The following is a 19,511-nucleotide window of genomic DNA, read 5'->3' as shown; positions in this document are numbered from 1 at the left end:
GGCGAGAGCGGCGTGTCGCTCGACTCGCACCATGTCCGGCGCCCATGCTCGACCAATTCACGGCGCCCGTGGACTACCCCCGCCCCTGGTCCGCACTGTTTGGCGCGATTCAAGTTGTCAGAAAGGATTTCGATGAACGCGAACGTCTCTGCCGGCGAAGCCCCGCCGCAGGCCGGCCGCCGGGAATGGATCGGGCTGGCGGTGCTGGCACTGCCGACGCTGCTGTTGTCCCTGGACATCAGCGTGTTGAACCTGGCATTGCCGCACCTGAGCGCCGCGTTGGGCGCGACCAGCACCCAACAGTTGTGGATCGTGGACATCTACGGCTTCATGATCGCCGGTTTCCTGATCACCTGGGGGACGCTGGGCGACCGCATCGGCCGGCGCAAGCTCCTGCTGATCGGGGCGGCCCTGTTCGGCGCGGCCTCGGTGCTCGCCGCGTACGCCGACAGCGCCACGACGCTCATCGTGGCGCGTGCCCTGCTCGGCATCTCCGGTGCCACCCTGATGCCGTCGCTCCTGGCGCTGATCACCAACATGTTCAAGAACCCGAAGCAGCAGGGGCTGGCCATCGGAGTATGGATGAGCTGCTTCATGGGGGGCATGGCCATCGGCCCGGTGGTCGGTGGGGCGATGCTGGGAACCTTCTGGTGGGGTTCGGTGTTCCTCATCGGCCTGCCGGTCATGCTGCTGTTGCTGATCCTCGGCCCGATCCTGCTGCCGGAGTACAAGGCTCCCGAGGCCGGTCGGCTGGACCTGCTCAGCGCGGTGCTGTCGCTGGCCACCCTGCTGCCGGTCATCTACGGCGTGAAACAGTTGGCTGCGCACGGCTTCGGGGTGCCGCAACTGCTGTCGTTGCTGGTCGGCCTGGCCGTCGGTGTGGTGTTCGTGCTGCGCCAGCGCCGGCTCGAACACCCGCTGCTCGACCTGCGCCTGTTCGGTAACCGCACGCTGCGGGCCGCCCTCGGGGTCGCGCTGCTGTGCTCGGCGACCATGGGCGGCGTCACGCTGCTGGTGGCGATGTACCTTCAGCAGGTCGCCGGGCTGTCGCCGCTGGTCGCAGGCCTGTGGCTGGTGCCCTCGTTCGTCCTGGCCATCGTGGGCAACATGGCGGCCCCGGCCCTGGCGAGCAAGTTCAACCCCGCCTACACCATCGCCGGCGGCCTGCTGGTCACGGCCGTCGGGCTCGTCCTGTTGACCCAGGTCAGCAGCACCGGCGGCATTGCCCTGGTGGTGGCTGGTTACGCCATCGCCTTCGCCGGCACCAGCCCGATGGGTGTGCTGAGCACCCAGCTGGTCGTGGGATCGGCCCCACCGGAGAAGGCCGGGGGGGCGTCGGCGTTGTCCGAGACCAACGGGGAGTTCGGTATCGCGTTCGGCGTGGCGATCCTCGGCAGCCTGAGCGCCGCCGTCTACCAGGGACGCATGACCGACGCCGTGCCGGCCGGCGTGACGGCGGACGCCGCAGCGGAGGCACGCGACAGCCTGCCCGCCGCGACGAATGTCTCCGCCGACCTGCCCTCCCAGCTCGGCGGACAGCTGCTGGACGCGGCGCGGGACGCGTTCACCAGCAGCCTGCACACGGTCGCCCTGGTGTCGGCGGGTGCCATGGTCCTGTTCGCGATCCTGGCGGTGACGCTGCTGCGCAGGGCGGCGCCGGTCGCGGGTGGCGAGGGGCAGCCGGAGGAGACCGGCCGGCCCGCCGAATCCGTGGCGGGGTAGGACGTCAAGCTGCCGGCCGGCGGGAAACGGCTGGTGATGGTCCCCATGGCGGTCGGGCGGCATCCGCTGCCGCGACCGCCATGGGGACCGCTTCAGACGACGTGCACGGTGGGCACGTACAGGATCCACCGCCCGCCCCGCTCGCTGAACTCCCGCTCCTTGGCCATGATCTCCTCGGCGTGGTTCCACGCGAACAGCAGGGCGTAGTCGGGATAGGGGCGGCTGAACTCGTCCTGCGACCGGACCGGAATGCCCGAGCCCGGCGACAACCGGCCCTGCTTCTCCGGGGTGGAGTCGCAGACGTACGGGACGAGGTCCGGCCCGATCCCGCAGTAGTTCGTCACCGTGGCGCTCTTGGAGGTGGCCCCGTACCCGACCACCTGCTTGCCCTCGGCACGAAGTTCCCGCAGCAGCGTCACCAGGTCCTCCCGGATGGCGACGATGCGGTCGGCGAATCGCTCGTACGTCGCCATCTCCGCCAGGCCCTGCCGGCTCTCCCGCGCCAGCAGGTCCCGCACGGCCGGGGACGGGGTACGCACACCGGCCCGGGCGACCGTGTACCGGACCGAACCGCCGTGCACGTCGAGGTGCGCGACGTCGACCAGTTCCAGCCCGAACTGCGCCACCATCGCCTGGACCGATCGGGCCGCGAACAAATAGAAGTGCTCGTCGTAGAGCTGGTCGAAGGACGAGTGCGCGACGATGTCGCCGAGGTAGCGGTCCTCGAACATGAACACACCGGTCGGGCTGAGCAGTTCCGCCACACCGCGCAGAATCGTGTCGACGTACGGAATGTGGCTGATCACGTTGGCCGAGTAGATGACGTCCGCCGGCCCCTCGGCCGCCCGGATCGACGCGGCCGTGGACTCCTCGAAGAAGTCGACGCGGACCCGCACTCCCTCGGCGGCGGCCACCTCGGCGGCATCCCGTGACGGGTCCACCCCGAGGTGCCGTACGCCGGCCCCCCGGATGGTCCTCAGCATCACCCCGTCGTTGCTTCCGATCTCGACGATGAACGGATCCGGGCCGGCCAGCTCGGTCGCCAGGAGCCACTCGGCCACCTGCTCGAAGTGCTTGCGCATCAGCGCGGACCCGGACGCGCGGTACGGGTAGTCCGGTCGGAACATGCTCTCCCGGGGGCACTCGTCGCGCTGCTGCACCATCGTGCAGGATCGACAGATCCCCACCACCAGGTCGTACCGGATGCCGGCGACCGCGTCCCCGTCGCGGTAGAAGGCGTTGGAAATGGGCTGTGGACCGAAGTCAAACCATTGCCGCACCAATCCGCCGCATACCCTGCACGGGAACGTCTCCGCCGATGAGTTTTCGTCAGTCACGTCAGCCACCATTCGAGAAAAATCGGCCAGTGTGTCCGCGCGGCATGGTTCAGCGTGCCGCGCGGATGCTGCGCGGGCACCTTTCAAGGTGCCGCGCTGAGGCCGGGATCAGCGCGGTGAGCGTCCTGCCGGTGAACCGCAATCTCGAAGATGCAGAGGGGTTCGCGCGACGACCACGATCTATCTCTGTCCGTGCGCGCAGCCAGGAGATTCCATGCGAATGAGCCCTTCACAGGTCAAGACGACGAGCGCGGCCCGCAGTTACGGCAGATCCGTCGGGATCGGCGCCGTCCTACTCGGCCTGGTGCTCGCCATGGCGCCGCCGGCCGGGGCGGCCGTGACCCCGGCCGGCGGACTGTCGACGCCACCTGTCGCCCGCGACCAGCAGATCACGCTGATCACCGGCGACCGGGTCACCGTGTCCGCGGAGACCGGACGGGCCGCGATCAGCAGCGGGCCGGGCCGGGAAGGGCTGCGCTTCGTCACCCAGCGGGTGGACGGGAAGCTGACCGTGGTGCCGGAGGACGCCCGCCGGCTGATCGCCACGGGGCGGCTCGACCGGCGGCTGTTCGACGTGACCACCCTGATCACGGCCGGCTACGACGACCGGCGGCGTGCCGACCTGCCGGTGCGTCTGTCGACCGGAGCCCGGTCGGTCGTGGCGAAGGCGACCGCCGGGCGCACCTGGCGGGCGCTGGCGGACACCCTCGCCGCCGCCGACGCGCCCGGACTGCTGCTCGACGGGGTGGCGGCGCCGGCCGCCGCGCCGGTCACCGCCGCCGCCGTCCACACGCTGACGGTCCGGCACGTCGGCGGCGACGGCCGACCGGCCACGGACGCCGAGTCGCAGGTGCTGGGGCTGGACACCAAGGTCCGGGAGTACCTGAGCCCGACCGGCGGCGTCGCGACGATCGAGTTGCCGGAGGGCCGCTACACGCTGGTCGGTGACATCGTCGATGCCGAGTCGAACTGGCACCGCGTCGTACAGCCGACCCTCACCCTGGACCGGGACGTCACCGTCACGGTGGACGCGCGCACGACCCGGCCGGTGACCACCCGGGTGGAACGCCGCGACGCGCGACCGGCGCTTGTCGACGTCGGGTTCGACCGCAGGTACGGCGACGGGCAGGTGCACTCCCTGTCGCTCATCGCCGGCACGTTCGGCAAGGTGTTCACCGCGCACCTCGGTCCGTCGGCGACGGGGGAGGAGATGACCTCGGGGATCTCCTCGACCTGGGGTGTCCCCGGGCCGAGGGGCGACTTCCGTAACACCCCGTACACCTACAACCTGCTGAACACCCTGTCCGGGCGGTTCTTCACCGGGTTCCGACGGACGGTCGTCGACCGGGAGCTCGCCGCGCTGACCTCCTGGCACTACACGCAGGGGCCGGCACGTCAGGGCACCAAGGGCTGGTACGGGATGGCGCCGGGCTACTACGCCGTCTCCGGCACCCTCCTGCCGTACGACCTGCCGGCCCGGGTGACCCACCTGCTGGACACCCGCGACACGCAGTGGTCGGGGTCGTTCGGCGAGCAGATGCTGCTGGAGGGCGTACCCGTCTACGCCACGGCGATGGGCTCCGACTACAAGCCCTACCTGGCGGGCCAGCGGTACTCCGACCGGTGGAACGCCGCGGTCTTCGGCCCGTACTGGTTCCGGCCCGACCACGCCGCGGTGCGGGGCGACCGGATGTGGTTCGGGGCGCCGCTCTTCACCGACCAGGACAACCACCGGGCCGGATCACGGTCCGACCACGCGTCGATCCGGCTGTACCGCGACGGCGTCCTGCTGGGCACGTCCGCGGGTGGCCAGCTCAACGCGACCGTGCCCACGGGCCGGGCGGACTTCCGCATCCACAACGTCTCCGAGCGCGGGTCGATGTTCCTCATGTCCACCCGGGTCGACGCCACGTGGACCTTCACCGCCGACATCGACGCCACGGACACCGACCCGGTGCCCCTGCCGCTGTGGGTGGTGCGGTTCTTCCCCGAGGTGGACGAGACGAACCGGCTCGACGCCGGTCGGGTGGTCCGGATCCCGGTCTCGGTGGAGTCCCAGCCGCAGGCCGCGGTGGGCAGGCCGGGGCGGCTCGTGATCAGTGTCTCCGGTGACGGCGGCGCCAGCTGGCACCCGGCCCGCGTCGTGCCCGCCGGCCCGCGCGGTCACACCGCCGTGATCGTCCGTCCGGACGGGGCACGCAGCCTGTCCCTGCGCGCCCAGTTCACCGACAGTGACGGCAACTCGGTGGACCAGACCATCGACGACGCCCTGCACTTCCACCGCTGACCGGACCGGCCGAGAGGACCCCGATCCATGACTCCGTTCGCCATCACCCTGATGTCGCTCGGCCTGCTGGCCGCCGGTGGTGCGGCCGAACCCGCCCCGGGCACCACCGACACCACCTGCATCACCATGCCGACGACGCCCGCCCGGGACGGCTTCCGCGTCTTCTCGCAGGGCCACAACGGCTGCTCGGCGCCCACCACGCTCTGGCTCGTCCGGCACGGGGCCGACGGCTCACCGTGGCACTCCGCCACCGAGGTGGTCCTGATGCCCGGGGCCACCGGCCGGCTCGACCTGCCGTGCCGTGGCACCGGCACGCAGACGTACAGCGCGATCCAGTTCGACCCGAACATGGCCTTCAACCTGAGCACGCCGCGCGTCCTGATCACGTGCTGACCGACCATCGTTAGGAGATTTCCATGCGGGTCATGTTTCCGATCTGGCCGAATCCGTCTCACCTCTACCCGATCGTGCCGCTGGCGTGGGCGCTGCAGAGCGCCGGCCACGAGGTGTGCGTGCCGGCGCACCCGGACATCGCGGAGGCCGCGACCGCCGTCGGGCTGACCGCCGTGCCGCTGGGCGACCGGGCGAAGATGCCGGTGCCGATGGGACCCGGCCGTCCGTACGTGTCCGAACGGGCGCAGGTCGCCAGGACCACCGAGGCGCTGGGCGTCGCCGCCGACGAGCAGGAGGCGTGGGACTCGTTCAGCCAGTTCATGCTCCCGGCGATGTGGGACTTCCACCCGTACGGAGCCTCGCCGTCGCAGCCGCAGCAGGTGATGGACGCGCTGGTGGCGTACGCCCGCTCCTGGAAGCCCGACCTCGTGCTGTGGGACCCGTGCTTCCCCGGCGCAGCCGTGGCCGCGCGGGCGTGCGGCGCGGCCCAGGCCCGGTTCATCACCGCGCCCGACTACTGGGTCTACTCGCTCGACCTGTTGGCCGCCCGGGCCGGCAAGCTGGCCGCGAACGGATGTCAGGATCCGATGGTCGAGACGATGGGCCCGGTCGCCGAGCGCTACGGGGTCGAGTTCGACGCGGAACTGCTGCGCGGGCAGTGGACGGTCACGCCGCTGCCGGAGGCGATGCGTCTGCCGGTCGACACGCCCACCGACTCGGTGCGCTGGATCCCCTACTCCCAGCAGACCCCGGTGCCGAACTGGCTGTATCCGGTGCCGGAGCGTCCCCGGGTCGCCATCTCGCTCGGCCTGTCGTGGCGCAAGTACCTGGAGGGCGGTTGGAGCCACATCCCGACCCTGTTGTCCGCCGTGTCCGAGCTGGACATCGAGGCGGTGGCGACGCTGAACGCCAAGCAACTGGCCGAGGTGAGCAGCGTGCCGGCCAACGTACGCACGGTCGACTACCTGCCGCTCAACCAGCTGATGCCGACCTGCCAGGCGCTGATCCACCACGGCGGGTTCGCCAGCTACGCGGCGGCGGCCGCGGTGGGCGTTCCCCAACTGGTCACCGACTCGCCGGAGGCGGCGGTGAACGCCGTCGCCGAGGGCGAGGCGATGAGCGCGACCAAGCACGCCGCTTCGCCGGTCACCGTCCGGCACGTGACCGCCCGGCAGGCGGGAATGGTGCTCGACATCGGCCGGCCGTCGGTCGACGCGATCCGGGATCAGATCACCCGTGTGCTCACCGACCAGACGTTCCAGGACGGCGCGGCCAGCGTGCACGCCGACTACCTGGCGGCGCCGAGTCCGAGCGAGGCGGTCGCGCTGCTCGAGGACCGGGTGACCCGTGGCATCGGCCGGTGACCTGCCATGATCAATGTCTTCCAGCCCGCGCTAGGCGCAGCGGAACTCGACGCCGTCGCCGAGACGTTCGCCAGTAACTGGCTCGGCTACGGGCCCCGGGCCGAGCGGTTCGAGGCGGAGTTCGCCAGCCACGTCGGCGTACCCCCCGAAAACATGATCTTCATCAACTCCGCCACGTCGGGCCTGTTCCTGGCCGTGGAGCTGCTCGGCCTGAGCCCGGGGGACGAGGTGGTCGTGCCCTCGGAGGGTTTCGTCGCCAACGCGAACGTCATCCTGACCGCCGGCGCCCGGCCGGTGTTCTGCGACGTCGACCCGCGCACGCTGAATCCGAGCGCGGCGGACGTGGAACGCGCCATGAGCCCCCGGACCAGGGCGGTGATGGTGCTGCACTACGGGGGTTACCCGGGGCAGATCGCGGAGATCGCCGAGTTGTGCCAACGGCGCGGTGTCACGCTGATCGAGGACGCGGCGTGCGCGCCGGCCTCCTCCGTGGACGGCCGCGCCTGCGGTTCCTTCGGCGACCTGGCCGTGTGGAGCTTCGACTCCCGTAAGATCATCACGACCGGTGACGGTGGGATGCTCTACGTCCGGGACCCGGCCCTGGCCCGGCGGGCGAACCGGCTGGCCTACCACGGGTTGGAGGACCGCACCGCCTTCACCACCGCGGCCAAGGTGTCCAGCCGCTGGTGGGACCTGCACGTCGACGAACCCGGTCGCCGGCTCATCGGCAACGACATGACCGCGGCGATCGGCAGCACCCAACTGCGCCGCATGCCCGAGTTCCTCCGCCGCCGACGCGAGATCGTGGAGACCTACGACGCGCTGCTGCGCGACGTCGACGGCGTCCGGCTACCGCCGCCGCTGCCCGCCGGGCACGTCACCTCGTACTACTTCTACTGGGTGCAGATGCCTGCGGCGATCCGCGACGACGTGGCCGAGGACATGTACAAGGCCGGCATCTACACCACGTTCCGCTACGCGCCGCTGCACCACGTTCCCCTCTTCGGGGGCGCCGACCTGCCCGGTACCGAGGAGGCGACCCGGACGACCCTGCTGCTTCCCCTGCACCAGGGACTCACCGACGCCGACGTACGGCTGGTGGCCGAGCAGCTGCGCAAGGCTGTCGAGTCCCGGTCGGTCGCGGGTCGGGGAGACTGACGCCGGCGCTGCCCGGTGGCAACCACCGTCGAGCGAAGGGAAAGCCGTGTTCGGTGCCGACCTCTCCGAGGTGTACGACCTGGTGTACGCCTCCCGTGGGCAGGACTTCGCGGCCGAGGCGACGCTGGTGGCCGAGCTGATCCGGGCACGCCGGCCGGACGCCGGGTCGCTGCTCGACGTCGGCTGCGGCACCGGTGAGCACCTGCGCTGGCTGCGCGGCCTGTTCGACCGGGTGGAGGGGGTCGACCTGTCGGCCGCGATGGTGGCGGTCGCCCGCGCCAAGCTGCCCGGGGTGCAGGTGCACGTCGCCGACATGTGCCGGCTGGACCTCGGGCGGCGCTTCGATGCGGTGATCTCACTGTCCACCGCCGTGGCGTACCTGCCGTCGGTCGAGGCGATGGGGCGTGCCGTCGCCCGGATGGCCGGACATCTGCACCCGGGCGGCGTGCTGCTCGTCGAACCCTGGTACTTCCCGGAGACCTTCCTCGACGGGCACATCGCCGCCGACATCATCCGGGGAGCGGACCGCACGATCTCCCGGGTGTCCCGTACCGAGCGGCTCGACAGCGCCGCCCGCATCGAGAGCCACTACGTGGTGGCGCACGCGGACGGTATCCGGCACTTCCGCGAGGACCAGGTCTTCGGGGTGTGGGCACGCGAGGATTACCTGGCGGCCTTCCACCAGGCTGGCTGCACCGCCGAGTACCTGCCGGACGTGCAGTCCGGGCGCGGGCTGTTCGTGGGCCGGGCACGGTGATCGCGCCCCGCCGGCAGCGGCGGGGCGCGATCCGGAGCCGGTGGTTCAGCGCAGGGACCGGGCGAAGGTCCGGAGGTCCTCGACCATCACCGCCGGCTGCTCCAGGGTGGCGAAGTGACCGCCCCGGGAGAACTCGCTCCAGTGGCTGATGGTCGGGTAGTCGCGCTCGGCGAGGGTCCGCACCGGCACGAAGTCCGGCTCGAACACCGCGACCCCGATCGGCACGGTGACCGGCGCGGGGGCGACCCCCGGTGTGAAGACGTCGCGCATGTAGCCGCGTGCCTCGTAGAACAGGTGCGCGGAGGAGGCCGCGGTGCCGGTGAGCCAGTAGAGCATCACGTTGGTGAGCATGAGGTCGCGGTCCACGGCGTCCTCGGGAGCGTCCGTCGAGTCGCTGAACTCGTAGAACTTCTCCACGATCCAGGCCAGCTGGCCGACCGGGGAGTCGGTGAGCGCGTAGCCGATGGTCTGCGGGCGGGTCGACTGCACCTTCATGTAGCCCGACACCTCGGCGTCGAAGTACGCCAGCTTGGCCAGCCGGGCCAGGTCACCCTCGGTCAGGCCGGCCATCTCCTCGGGGTCGCCGCTGGGCACGGTGAGGAGCATGTTGACGTGGACGCCGTGGACCCGATCCGGGACCTGCCGGCCGAGTTCGAGGGAGATGTACGACCCGTGGTCGCCCCCGTGGGCCAGGTAGGAGTCGTAGCCCAGCCGCTGCATCAGCTCCGCCCACGCGCGGGCGATACGGGGGTAGTCCCAGCCGGTCGCTGCCACCGGCCCGGAGAAGCCGTGCCCGGGCAGCGACGGGATGACCAGGTGGAACGCGTCGCGCGCCTGCCCGCCGTGCGCGACGGGGTCGTGCAGCGGGCCGATCACGTCGAGGAACTCCGCGATCGAACCCGGCCAGCCGTGGCTGAGCAGCAGCGGACGGGCGTCCGGCTCGGGCGAGCGGATGTGCAGGAAGTGCACCTGGGCGCCGTCGATCTCGGTGACGAACTGCGGGTACTGGTTGAACCGGGCCTCCGCGGCACGCCAGTCGTACTTCGTCTGCCAGTAGGTGACGAGGTCCCGCAGATATGCCTGCGGCACCCCGCGTTCCCAGCCGGTGCCGGGCATCTCCTGTGGCCACCTGGTCGCGGCCAGACGGGTTCTCAGGTCGTCCAGAGCGGCTTCCGGGATGTCGATACGGAATGGCCTCACTTCTAACCCCTGTCTGCTTCGTGACGATCGCGGCGAACGACCAGCACATCGTCGGTCAGGGCATCGCCCCCGGGCCACTTCCTGCGTGCGGTAATCCCGCCCGGCCGGTTGGGCCGAAATCCGGTAGGCACGCCTCACGCTGGGTAGTCTGACGAATGTCCGACCACCCGGAAAAAGGATGGTTCGCAATGGCGGAAAGCAGTGCGCTCAAAGCGCTGGAACCACTCGTCGGCAGGTGGCAGACGTCCGGAGAAACAGTTGCGGATTCATCGGAGCAAAGCATCACCGTTTCCGGTACTGATGTTTACGAGTGGTTCGATGGTGGTTTCCTGCTCCACCACGCCGACGTCCAGATGGGCCCGCAGCGGATGCGGGTCCTCGAGGTGATCGGCGAGCACGACGCGTCCGACGACAGCTACGCCATGCGCTCGTTCCACAGCGACGGCGTCTTCGCCACGATGCGGGCCAGCGTCGACGAGAACGGCGTGTGGACCTTCGCCGGCGAGGGGATCAAGGCGACGTTGTCCATCGACGAGGACGGCCGCGCGATGGCCGCCCGCTGGGAACGCCGCGACGACGGCGCGGGCTGGCGCCACTGGATGGACATGCGGTTCACCCGGCTGCCGGACGCCGAGTGAGCTGGTGGGGGCGCGCCAGCGCCCCCACCAGGCAACCGTCGCGGCTCAGGGCTGCGGCACCGGGGACGCCGCGGTGGTGGCGAGCCAGGACGGCCCCGGCCGCGGCCGGCGCGGTGAGTGCCACAGCACCCGGGCCAGCATGCCCGGCCGCATCAGCGACGTGGGTGGATCCATCAGGCCGGCCACCCGCATGTACTGGTCCGTGATGGCGGCGTCCTTCGTCGCCGCGTACTGCACCCGCGCGATGTACGCGTTGCCGATCCGGACTTTCGCGGTGCGCTCGCCCTCCACCTCGGGAAAGTCCAGGTCCCCTCCGGCCGAGATCTCCCACGGCACGTCGATGACCCGGGAGATGTCGTTCAGGAAGCGCAGCGGAGCCGGCGGCCCCGCGCGCAGGTGCTCCCGCAGCGCCATCGCCTCGATCGACGCGACGCTCATCCCCTGCCCGTACACGGGGTTGAAGCTGCACACCGCGTCGCCCATGACCAGCAGCCCGTCGGGGAACCGCCGCAGGCGCTCGTAACGCCGCCGCATGCTGGCCGGGAAACGGAACGACGTGGGGGCGTCGAGCGGCTGCGCGTCCCGCACCGCCTCGTACACGTCCGGCACCGGCAGCGTACGGGCGAACTCGAGGAACCCCTCCGGCTCGGTGGGCGGGTAGTCGCCGAGGATCCCGGTGAGCGACAGGATGCACAGGTCCCGCCCGACCTGCCCGAAGAACGCGCCCCGCGGATGCGCCGGCGACGCCACCGGGTTTATCGACTGGACGCCACCGAACCACTCCGGCCGGATCCGGTAGTGGCAGGTCGTGTAGGCGATGCCCACCTTCACCCGGTCCACGGCCGGCCGCTCGTAGCCGAGTTCCTCCAGCCAGACCGGGGTGCGCGAACCACGACCGGTCGCGTCCACGACGAGGTCGCTGTCCAGGATCTCCTCGACCGCGCCGTCGGCCTGGGGGAGCACCCGGACCCCGATCACCCTGCCCCGGTCGGGCGTGGTGACCAGGTTCAGCACATCGTGCCGTTGCAGGAAGCGGACGTTCGGCAGGGCCGCGACCCGGGCGCGTACGTGGTGCTCCAGCACCGGCCGGGGCGCGGTGACGGAGATCAGCCCGGTCCGGGCGGGCTTGAGCCGCCGGCCGTTGAAGTACCAGCGCATCTCGCCCAGGTCACCGGTCGGCACCCCGGCGGCGGTCAGTTCGGCCGTGAAGCCCGGGAAGAGCTCCTCGATGTTGAGGTGCCCCCGGGCGTGCAGGCCGTGCGCATGGCGGGTGTGCGGTGCCCCGGATCGGCTCTCGCGTACGCCCAGCACCTCGTCGCGGTCGATCACCAGCACGGTGTCGTAGGTCTCGGAGAGCACCCGGGCGGCAAGGATCCCGGTCATGCTCCCGCCGAGCACCACTGCGGTCTTGGTGGCCATGGTCATTACTGCGGAACGCGCTGGTCGGCCGGCGCCACCCGCCCGGGCGCGGTGGCGGACGACGTGCTGATGGGGAACATGTCCGTTCCTTTCTGGCTGCGCGGCGCGGTGCGGGCTCACCCTCACCGCGTACAGGTCGAAGCGGATGTCTTCCGGCGTGCGTCAGCGTGTGCGGGGCCACCGCCGGCGGACGCGGCAGAATCCGGGGCGGAACGTCATCGCCGGTGACCAATAGCCGCCCCCGACGAGAAGCGCACCCCTGCACGGTCACATCCGACCGGGTCCGCGCGCATCTTCCACCGTGCGTGGTTCGCTCCGCCCGCCATGCCACAGCGCGGTCCACCGCTGTCGCGGCGCGCGGTACGCCGGCTCGCCCGCCAGGCCGCGCGTCGAGCTGAGCAGCCTGCGAGATGACCGGCCCGGTCGGCCCCCGCCATGCTCGGAGGCAGGGCGCCGGCGGGGGCGGCCAGGCGCACCGGCGCTGTCCCGGCAGCGCCGATCGTGCGGTGTCCGCCGGCTCCGCCGGGGATCGGACCACCACCTCCGCACGGGCAACAACAAGCTCCACGCGTTCGACCTGCGCCGACCGGTAGGCCCGGCGGAACGACCGCGCCACCGAAACCCATCCACCAACGTCAGAGTGTTGAGCGATCATGATCGAATCTGATCCGCGAACTGACCGACGTGAACCGCACGTCGGCGCGCCGATCCGGAGCACGGCGACGGCCCTGCGGCCCGATCCGCCGATGCGCGGGATCCTGCTCGCCGGCGGCACCGGTTCCCGCCTCTGGCCGGTGACCAAGGCCATCTCGAAACAGCTGGTCCCGGTCTTCGACAAGCCGATGATCTTCTACCCGCTGTCCACCCTGATCTCGATCGGCGTCCGCGAGATCCTGATCATCACCACGCCGGAGGACCGCGAGGCGTTCCGCCGGCTGCTCGGGGACGGCACGCAGTGGGGGCTGCGACTGGAGTACGCGGTCCAGCTCCGCCCGGAGGGAATCGCCCAGGCGTTCCTCATCGGCGAGGAGTTCCTCGACGGCCGCAACTCCGCGCTGATCCTGGGCGACAACCTGTTCCACGGTACGGACTTCGGGCGGTGGTCCCGACCAGGCACCGAGGTGGTCGGCGGGCACATCTTCGCCTGGCCCGTGCCGAACCCGTCGGCCTACGGGGTGGTGGAGTTCGACGCCACGGGTCGGGTGCTGTCCATCGAGGAGAAGCCCGCCCAGCCACGGTCGCGGTACGCCGTACCGGGGCTCTACTTCTATGACGCCGAGGTGGTGAAGATCGCCCGCGGGCTGCAACCCAGCGCCCGCGGCGAGCTGGAGATCACCGCGGTCAATGCCCATTACCTGCGGGAGCGCATGCTGCGGGCCACGGTGCTCGACCGGGGCTCGGTCTGGCTCGACACCGGCACGGTCGCCGACATGGCGCGAGCCGGCGAGTACGTGCGTGTGGTGGAGGAGCGGCAGGGCTGCAAGATCGGATGTGTCGAGGAGGCCGCGTGGCGGGCCGGCCTGATCGGCGACGCGCAACTACGCGAGCTGGCCCGGCCGCTGCTCAACAGCGGGTACGGCGAGTACCTGCTGCGGCTGCTGGACTGAACGTCGACCGCGCGTCCGACCCGGCTCGTCGACGCCACCCGCCCGTGCCGGCGGGTGGCGTCGACGTGTCCGCGGCGCGCTTCTCGTCCCTCTTCGCCACCGCGCTGCTCCGACGCCGCCGAGGTGCCTCGTCCCGCCGCACCACGCGGGGGCGCACGGCGGGCTCGCCGGCGCAGACGGATCCGGGAGCGTCGCGATCGCGACGCTCCCGGATCGTGCTGGGCGGCCGTCTGACGGCCGCCCGGTCAGCTCGGCTGGGCCGGGCTGTTCTGGTATGCGGTGAGCAGCCACCGTCCGTCCCGGCGGCTCAGCAGCCAGGACGCCCGGATGGCCCGCTCCGGTGCCACCGTGGACTCGCCCGGGGCGAGGACGCCGCCCTCGGTCAGCAGCAGCGCCGTGTCGGAGGAGAGGAAGCGCAGCTCGAACGGCGTCCCGGTGACCTGGGTGCCGCGGTACGGCCCGGCGAAGCCGGCGGCCATGAACTCCCGGATCTCCGCCCGTCCCTTGCGGTACAGGCCGGGCAGGATCATGGTGCCGTCCTCGGTGAACTGGTCGGCGAAGGCGTCGGCGTCGTGCTTCGCCCAGGCCTCGATGATGCGCTGGGGCACGGCGGCGACGGCCGCCTGTTCTTCACTCGACGGCGGGGCCGTCGTGGTCTCGGTGGAGGTCATCTGGCTGCTTCCTTCCGGCGTTCGGTCGCGACGGGCGGGCGGACCGTCGTCACAGGTAGAGCGTGTTGGGTTCGAGGCCGCACAGCACCCGCCCGTACAGCTCGGCGTTGGTGTGCGGGTTCATCAGGGCGTGCAGGTTGACCGACTGCACGTCGCGCAGGATCCGCTGCATCGGCACCGAGTCGTAGATGGAGGATCCGCCGCTGGCATCGGCCAGGATCCGGACCACCTCGCGGGCCCGCCCGGAGGCCGCGCCCAGCTTGGCCCGGGCCCGCGCCCGCTCCTCCAGGTCCCAGGCGGCACCGTCGGCGGCCTTGGTGTCCACGAGTTCGGCGAGCTGGTGGGCGTGGTGGCGTGCCTCGTCGAGGCGCGCCACCGCGTCGGCGACCTGGAGGTGGGTGACCGGCGCCTCCGCCTGGGACTCGTACCCGGTGTAGGTGATCTTCCGGCCCGGCAGCCGCTCGGCGAAGACGTCCCAGGCGGCCTGGGCCAGCCCGACCATCGTCCCCACCGACGAGGCGGAGGCCACCGGCAGCAGCGGCGGCCGGTAGATCGCCGCGTCGGCGTTGCGCCGGCTCGCGGACTGCTGCTGCAGCACCGCGCCCAGCGGCAGCACCCGGGCGGCCGGCACGAACAGGTTCTCGGCGACTGTGCTCACGCTGCCCGTGCCGCACAGGCCCGCGGTGTGCCAGTCGTCGACGATCGTCAGGTCCGAGATGGGCACCAGCGCCATCACCGGCATCGGTCCGCCCTCGGCGTCCACCTGGACCGCGATGATCTCCTGCCACTGGCTGTGCAGGGCCCCGCTGACGAACCCCCACCGGCCGTTGACGACGATGCCGCCGTCGGCGCGGGTGGCCGTGGCGGAAGGGCTGAGCGTGCCACAGATCCGGACGTCCGGCGTGGCGAAGACCTCGTCCTGCACCTCGTCCGGGAACAGGCAGGTCATCCAGGTGGGGATCCAGTAGACCGAGGCCACCCAGGCGGTGGCCCCGTCGCCGCGGGCCAACTCGGTCGCGACGTCGACAAGCGTGCGGGTGTCCGCCTCGTAACCGCCGTAGCGGACCGGGACCCGCAGCTTGAACACGCCGGCCTCGGCCAGCGCCTCGATGGTCTCCTCCGGCAACCGCCGGTTCTGCTCGGTCCACTCCGCCCGCTCGCGGAGCGCCGGCGCCACGGCGGCGGCCCGCCGGACGAGTTCCTCTCTGGTGGGAACACCGGTTGCCAACACCACATGCCTCCTAGGTCTGCGCGGTAGCTGTCACAGGTGTGGGCCCGGCCAAGGATGGGCCGGCCACGTGGTCGCGCCGGCGGTGCCGGTGCGCGGATCCGCCCGTCGCCCACCGACGGTCGCATCCGGGGCTCGCCGTCTGCATCTTCCCGATTGCGACTCACGGCGAGATCTGTGCGGCCGGCCCGTCATCGGGCCCCCGCCGGTGCGGTCGGTCAGGCGGCGGGGACGGCGAACTGGCCCGGGGTGCGTCCGGTACCGGCCGGCCCCCGGTACGCCTGGGCGATGTCCAACCAGTGGTCGGCCTCCGGGCCGGTGGCCGACAGCCCCAGGTCGTCGCGGTGGCGCCTGCGGGTGACCAGCAGGCACAGGTCCTCCGCGGGACCCGAGACCCGGTTCGTCGCGTCCTGCGGCCCGAACTGCCAGTGCGCGCCGGACGGGGCCACGATGTCGAAGCTGAGCTCCGTGTCCGGTGGGGTCAGCTTCCGGGCCTGGTATCCGAAGTCCCAGGTCCGGACGGCGAACTCCACCAGGTACCGCAGCCGGTCGGTGCGGGTGGGGCGTACTCCGAGGGTGTCCGCGATGTCCTGGCCGTGGCCGAAGAGTTCCATCATGCCGGCGGCGGCCAGCACCGGCGCCGGCAGTGGACGGACCAGCCACGGCACCAACTGCCCGGCGGGCACCGCCGCGAGCGCCCGTTCCGTCTCGGCCCGCTGGCGGCGCCACTTGGCCAGCAGCGTCGACGGGGAGTCGCCCAGGTGCGGGGCCATCGCCGCGACGACGTTGGCGTTGAAGTCGGGGCCGAGCCCGCTGGCCATGGCCATGAACCCGTCCGGGTCGGCCGCGGCGAGTCCGGCCAGCTGGAAGGTGGCTGTCAGGTGCGCCATCTGGTGGGTGATCGTCCACCCGACCGCCGGTGTCGGCAGCTGCCACTGCGCGTCGGAGAGGTCCGCCACCAGGCGGTCGACCTCGTCGCCGTCGGCCGCCAGGGCCGTGATCACATCCTGCTGCTCAGCCACCTGTCTGTTCCTCTCGGTAGGGGACACGCGACAGGGCACGGACCGACCGCCACGGGCAGTCGCGGGCGGCGGGTCGGTGTCGGCCCTCTGGTGTGGACCCGACGGTCCTCGCGGGCCGGCCGCGGTCAGTCCCAGGATGGCGAGGGAGGCACGGGCGTGTCTTCTCCCGACGTGCTCGACGGAGAGGGACTGCCCGCGCAGGACCACGTGGACGCCATCACCGGTCACCCGCTCCGGGTGCTCACCGCGCGGTGGCGGCAAGGGCGCCGGGCGCTTCCGGCGACGAGGTGAGCCGTCGTACGCCGGGGACGGCGGCGGTGCCGGCGCAGGCGACGAGGACCAGCGCGCTCGCGGTGAGCAGTGGCGCGGCCTCGCCCCAGGCGTGCGTCGCGACCGGCGCGAGGGCGTAACCCAGCGGCGTCGCGCCGAGGGAGACCAGCCAGTCGTACGAGCTGACCCGGGCGAGGACGTGGGGTGGGAACTGCGCCTGCACGACGGTCTGCCACACCGGGTTGAGGTAGCCGAGTGCGGTGAGCGCGACGCCGTAGGCGGCGATGACCAGCGGGGCGGGCGCGGCGACGGCCAGCAGCGCCAGTGGCACGGCGTAGCTGGCGAGCCCGAGGTTGGCCACCAGCACCGGGCGGCGGGAGCGGATCCGGGCGGCGAGCAGCGAGCCGGTGAGCATGCCGACCGCGCCGGCCTGGAGCATCAGCACCCAGACGCCCTCCCCGCCGAGGCGGCGCACGGCGACGGCCGGGCCGAGGGTCAGCAGGACGGCGGCGGCGCCGTTCCAGACGCCGTGGCCGAGCAGGCTGGTCCAGAACCAGTCGCGGCTGCGGACCTCGCGCCAGCCGAGAGCCAGGTCGGCGAGGACGCCACGGCGGGGCATCGGTACGTGCCGGACGCGGACGACCGCGAGCAGCAGCGCGCTGAGTGCGAACGTCGCGGCGTCGAGCAGGAAGGCCCAGCCCGGCCCGGCGGCCCAGATCAGCGCGCCGGCGAGGGCAGGGCCGGCCAGCCGGCTGGTGTTGGCGGTGACCCCCATCAGGGCGTTGGCCTGCTGCCGCTGTGCCGGGTCGACGGTGCCCGCGACCAGGGGCGCGGAAGTGGGCAGGGCGAAGGCGCCGGCGGCTCCGCCGATCGCGGCGGCCACCGCGATCACGCCGAGCGACGGGTGGCCGAGGAGTTCGAGGCCGACGGCGAGCTGCGCGAGGCAGCGTACGAGGTCGGCGAGGATCGCGACGCGGCGGGCGTCGAACCGGTCGGCGAGCACGCCGCCGAGGGGCAGCAGGAGCAGGCGGGGCAGCATCGCGCAGGACAGCACGAGGGCGAGGGCGGCGGTGGAGCCGGTCGCGCGCAGCACGGCCAGGGCGAGGGCGGCGGGCACGACGGCGTCGCCGACGGCGGAGACGGTGCGGCCGAGAAAGAGCAGCCGGAACGGGCGTACGCGGAGGGGATGGGTCACTCCGACAAGATACTTCGACGTCGAATCTTTCGACAACGAATATTTCGGAGTCGCATAGAGTGGGTCGCATGACCGACCGCGACCACGTCGACCGGCACGTCGAGCGATGGCTGCCGATCCTGCCGACCATCGACCCCGAGCTCGAAGGGGCGGTGACCCGGATGCAGTTCCTCGTCCGGCACCTGCGCGAGGTCAAGGAACACACCCTGGCCCGCCTGGAGCTACAGGGCCACGAGTACGACACCCTGCACGTCCTCGCCGGGCGCGGGGGCCGGGCCGCACCGTCGGACCTGGCCCGTGACCTGGTGATGGCACCCGCCTCCGTCACCGCCCGCGTCGATGCCCTGGTCCGGCGCGGCTTCGTGCACCGGATCCCGTCCACCACCGACCGGCGGCGGGTCGAGGTGGAGCTGACCGAGGCCGGCTGGACCGCCTGGCGGGGAGCGATGGACATCCGGGGCGCCGAGGAACACCGGCTGATGACGGCCCTGGCCCCGGACGAGCGGCGGCAACTGTCCGACCTGCTGCGCCGGGTCGTGCTGCGCGCCGAACGACCGCACGACTGACCGGCCGTGGCGCCCCGCCCCGCCCGCAAAGGTTGCCGCACACGGTGACCAGGTACGTGCGGCCCACGCCGGAAATGACGTGCGGGCCGCGTACGCCGGCTGGCAGGGTGGCCGGCATGACGGCACAGGCTCTGGCGGGTGCGCTCGCCGACGACGTACGGCGACGGGTCTTCGCGGCGATCGTGCTGGGCGACGCCGACTCTCCGGCGGTGGCCGACCGGACGGGCCTGCCCGCCCGGCAGGTGGTCACCGCGACCCGTCGGCTCGTCGACGCGGGCCTGGTGACCGACGGCGACGGGGGCCTTCGGGTGGACGCCGAGCGGCTGCGCGAGGCGGCCCGCACACCGTCGCCGGATCGCCCCGCCGGTGAGCCCACCGCCGACCGGGTGCTGCGCACCTTCGTGCGCGGTGACCAGCTGGTCGGCCTGCCGGCGCAGCGCGGCCGGCGGCGGGTGGTGCTGGCGCACGTGGCGCGGTCCTTCGAGCCGGGCGCACGCTACCCGGAGCGGGCGGTGGACGAGGTGTTGCGGCGCTGGTGCGAGCGCGGCGGCTCCGACCACGTGACGCTGCGACGGTACCTGGTCGACGAGCAGTTGCTGGCCCGCGAGCAGGGCGTGTACTGGCGCATCGGCGGCTGACGGTCCGTCACGGATATCCCGTTGACCCTCCCGCGAGAA

Annotated in this window: 17 protein-coding genes; 10 read left to right on the top strand and 7 right to left on the bottom strand. The window is 71.9% G+C overall.

The genetic code is table 11. From position 1 onward, the window contains the following. The first annotated feature begins 132 nt into the window (after positions 1 to 132). Entirely contained in the window at positions 133 to 1,722 is a 1,590-nt protein-coding gene (locus ABZ809_RS26985; protein ID WP_357565404.1) for an MFS transporter, read from the top strand. Positions 1,723 to 1,814: 92 nt separating this feature from the next. Here ABZ809_RS26985 and ABZ809_RS26980 read toward each other — a convergent pair whose 3' ends face one another. Next, the gene (locus ABZ809_RS26980) at positions 1,815 to 3,071 is read right to left on the bottom strand and encodes a class I SAM-dependent methyltransferase (RefSeq protein WP_357565403.1); all 1,257 of its coding nucleotides are present in this window, start codon (positions 3,069 to 3,071) and stop codon (positions 1,815 to 1,817) included. A 208-nt stretch (positions 3,072 to 3,279) separates the two neighbouring features. Between ABZ809_RS26980 and ABZ809_RS26975 the strand changes: the two genes are divergently transcribed. The 5 genes from ABZ809_RS26975 to ABZ809_RS26955 are packed head-to-tail and all read left to right on the top strand — an operon-like array spanning position 3,280 to position 9,018. Further along, the gene (locus ABZ809_RS26975) at positions 3,280 to 5,346 is read left to right on the top strand and encodes a hypothetical protein (RefSeq protein ID WP_357565402.1); all 2,067 of its coding nucleotides are present in this window, start codon (positions 3,280 to 3,282) and stop codon (positions 5,344 to 5,346) included. A 27-nt stretch (positions 5,347 to 5,373) separates the two neighbouring features. After that, positions 5,374 to 5,739 (top strand): hypothetical protein, encoded by a 366-nt coding sequence (locus ABZ809_RS26970; protein ID WP_357565401.1) that lies wholly within the window; start codon positions 5,374 to 5,376, stop codon positions 5,737 to 5,739. Between the two features lie 23 nt (positions 5,740 to 5,762). Beyond that, the gene (locus ABZ809_RS26965) at positions 5,763 to 7,103 is read left to right on the top strand and encodes a nucleotide disphospho-sugar-binding domain-containing protein (RefSeq protein WP_357565400.1); all 1,341 of its coding nucleotides are present in this window, start codon (positions 5,763 to 5,765) and stop codon (positions 7,101 to 7,103) included. A gap of 6 nt (positions 7,104 to 7,109) precedes the next feature. Then, on the top strand, positions 7,110 to 8,261 hold the full coding sequence (locus ABZ809_RS26960) for a DegT/DnrJ/EryC1/StrS family aminotransferase (protein WP_357565399.1): 1,152 nt from the start codon (positions 7,110 to 7,112) through the stop codon (positions 8,259 to 8,261). A 46-nt stretch (positions 8,262 to 8,307) separates the two neighbouring features. Beyond that, positions 8,308 to 9,018, top strand: a complete 711-nt coding sequence (locus ABZ809_RS26955; RefSeq protein ID WP_357565398.1) for a class I SAM-dependent methyltransferase — start codon at positions 8,308 to 8,310, stop codon at positions 9,016 to 9,018. Positions 9,019 to 9,063: 45 nt separating this feature from the next. Here ABZ809_RS26955 and ABZ809_RS26950 read toward each other — a convergent pair whose 3' ends face one another. After that, positions 9,064 to 10,218: an epoxide hydrolase family protein gene (locus ABZ809_RS26950; RefSeq protein ID WP_357565397.1), complete on the bottom strand. Its 1,155-nt coding sequence runs from the start codon at positions 10,216 to 10,218 to the stop codon at positions 9,064 to 9,066. Positions 10,219 to 10,406: 188 nt separating this feature from the next. Between ABZ809_RS26950 and ABZ809_RS26945 the strand changes: the two genes are divergently transcribed. Then, positions 10,407 to 10,856 carry a hypothetical protein gene (locus tag ABZ809_RS26945; RefSeq protein ID WP_357565396.1) on the top strand — a complete coding sequence of 150 codons (450 nt, stop codon included), beginning with the start codon at positions 10,407 to 10,409 and terminating at the stop codon, positions 10,854 to 10,856. A 45-nt stretch (positions 10,857 to 10,901) separates the two neighbouring features. Here ABZ809_RS26945 and ABZ809_RS26940 read toward each other — a convergent pair whose 3' ends face one another. Beyond that, positions 10,902 to 12,275, bottom strand: a complete 1,374-nt coding sequence (locus ABZ809_RS26940) for an FAD-binding monooxygenase (RefSeq protein WP_357565395.1) — start codon at positions 12,273 to 12,275, stop codon at positions 10,902 to 10,904. Between the two features lie 746 nt (positions 12,276 to 13,021). Here ABZ809_RS26940 and rfbA point away from each other — a divergent pair. Next, complete coding sequence (rfbA, locus tag ABZ809_RS26935) at positions 13,022 to 13,882, top strand: glucose-1-phosphate thymidylyltransferase RfbA (protein ID WP_357565394.1); 861 nt, start codon at positions 13,022 to 13,024, stop codon at positions 13,880 to 13,882. A gap of 245 nt (positions 13,883 to 14,127) precedes the next feature. Here rfbA and ABZ809_RS26930 read toward each other — a convergent pair whose 3' ends face one another. From ABZ809_RS26930 to ABZ809_RS26915, 4 genes are all read right to left on the bottom strand, one after another. Continuing rightward, complete coding sequence (locus ABZ809_RS26930) at positions 14,128 to 14,553, bottom strand: SgcJ/EcaC family oxidoreductase (protein WP_357565393.1); 426 nt, start codon at positions 14,551 to 14,553, stop codon at positions 14,128 to 14,130. 49 nt (positions 14,554 to 14,602) lie between these two features. Continuing rightward, positions 14,603 to 15,781 (bottom strand): acyl-CoA dehydrogenase family protein, encoded by a 1,179-nt coding sequence (locus ABZ809_RS26925; protein WP_357565440.1) that lies wholly within the window; start codon positions 15,779 to 15,781, stop codon positions 14,603 to 14,605. A gap of 218 nt (positions 15,782 to 15,999) precedes the next feature. Continuing rightward, positions 16,000 to 16,803: a TIGR03084 family metal-binding protein gene (locus ABZ809_RS26920; protein ID WP_357565392.1), complete on the bottom strand. Its 804-nt coding sequence runs from the start codon at positions 16,801 to 16,803 to the stop codon at positions 16,000 to 16,002. Positions 16,804 to 17,044: 241 nt separating this feature from the next. After that, complete coding sequence (locus ABZ809_RS26915) at positions 17,045 to 18,268, bottom strand: MFS transporter (RefSeq protein ID WP_357565391.1); 1,224 nt, start codon at positions 18,266 to 18,268, stop codon at positions 17,045 to 17,047. Positions 18,269 to 18,336: 68 nt separating this feature from the next. Here ABZ809_RS26915 and ABZ809_RS26910 point away from each other — a divergent pair, with 68 nt between their 5' ends. Together ABZ809_RS26910 and ABZ809_RS26905 are read left to right on the top strand one after the other, a co-directional pair. After that, complete coding sequence (locus ABZ809_RS26910) at positions 18,337 to 18,834, top strand: MarR family transcriptional regulator (RefSeq protein WP_357565390.1); 498 nt, start codon at positions 18,337 to 18,339, stop codon at positions 18,832 to 18,834. Positions 18,835 to 18,950: 116 nt separating this feature from the next. Further along, positions 18,951 to 19,472, top strand: coding sequence for a DUF2087 domain-containing protein (locus ABZ809_RS26905; RefSeq protein ID WP_357565389.1), 522 nt, complete (start codon positions 18,951 to 18,953; stop codon positions 19,470 to 19,472). Positions 19,473 to 19,511: the final 39 nt, after the last annotated feature.

This window comes from Micromonospora sp. NPDC047074, from assembly GCF_040643815.1.
GTDB lineage: Bacteria > Actinomycetota > Actinomycetes > Mycobacteriales > Micromonosporaceae > Micromonospora.
Note: the sequence above shows the minus strand (reverse complement) of the source record. Positions and strands in the feature narration are given on the sequence as shown.

Bases quoted from the DNA above. Each gene is read 5' to 3' on its own strand.
- ABZ809_RS26970 (WP_357565401.1), top strand. From the start codon at position 5,374: ATGACTCCGTTCGCCATCACCCTGATGTCGCTCGGCCTGCTGGCCGCC.
- ABZ809_RS26930 (WP_357565393.1), bottom strand. From the start codon at position 14,553: ATGACCTCCACCGAGACCACGACGGCCCCGCCGTCGAGTGAAGAACAG.
- ABZ809_RS26965 (WP_357565400.1), top strand. From the start codon at position 5,763: ATGCGGGTCATGTTTCCGATCTGGCCGAATCCGTCTCACCTCTACCCG.
- ABZ809_RS26905 (WP_357565389.1), top strand. From the start codon at position 18,951: ATGACGGCACAGGCTCTGGCGGGTGCGCTCGCCGACGACGTACGGCGA.
- ABZ809_RS26975 (WP_357565402.1), top strand. From the start codon at position 3,280: ATGAGCCCTTCACAGGTCAAGACGACGAGCGCGGCCCGCAGTTACGGC.
- ABZ809_RS26945 (WP_357565396.1), top strand. From the start codon at position 10,407: ATGGCGGAAAGCAGTGCGCTCAAAGCGCTGGAACCACTCGTCGGCAGG.
- ABZ809_RS26910 (WP_357565390.1), top strand. From the start codon at position 18,337: ATGACCGACCGCGACCACGTCGACCGGCACGTCGAGCGATGGCTGCCG.
- ABZ809_RS26960 (WP_357565399.1), top strand. From the start codon at position 7,110: ATGATCAATGTCTTCCAGCCCGCGCTAGGCGCAGCGGAACTCGACGCC.
- ABZ809_RS26980 (WP_357565403.1), bottom strand. From the start codon at position 3,071: ATGGTGGCTGACGTGACTGACGAAAACTCATCGGCGGAGACGTTCCCG.
- ABZ809_RS26985 (WP_357565404.1), top strand. From the start codon at position 133: ATGAACGCGAACGTCTCTGCCGGCGAAGCCCCGCCGCAGGCCGGCCGC.
- rfbA (WP_357565394.1), top strand. From the start codon at position 13,022: ATGCGCGGGATCCTGCTCGCCGGCGGCACCGGTTCCCGCCTCTGGCCG.
- ABZ809_RS26940 (WP_357565395.1), bottom strand. From the start codon at position 12,275: ATGGCCACCAAGACCGCAGTGGTGCTCGGCGGGAGCATGACCGGGATC.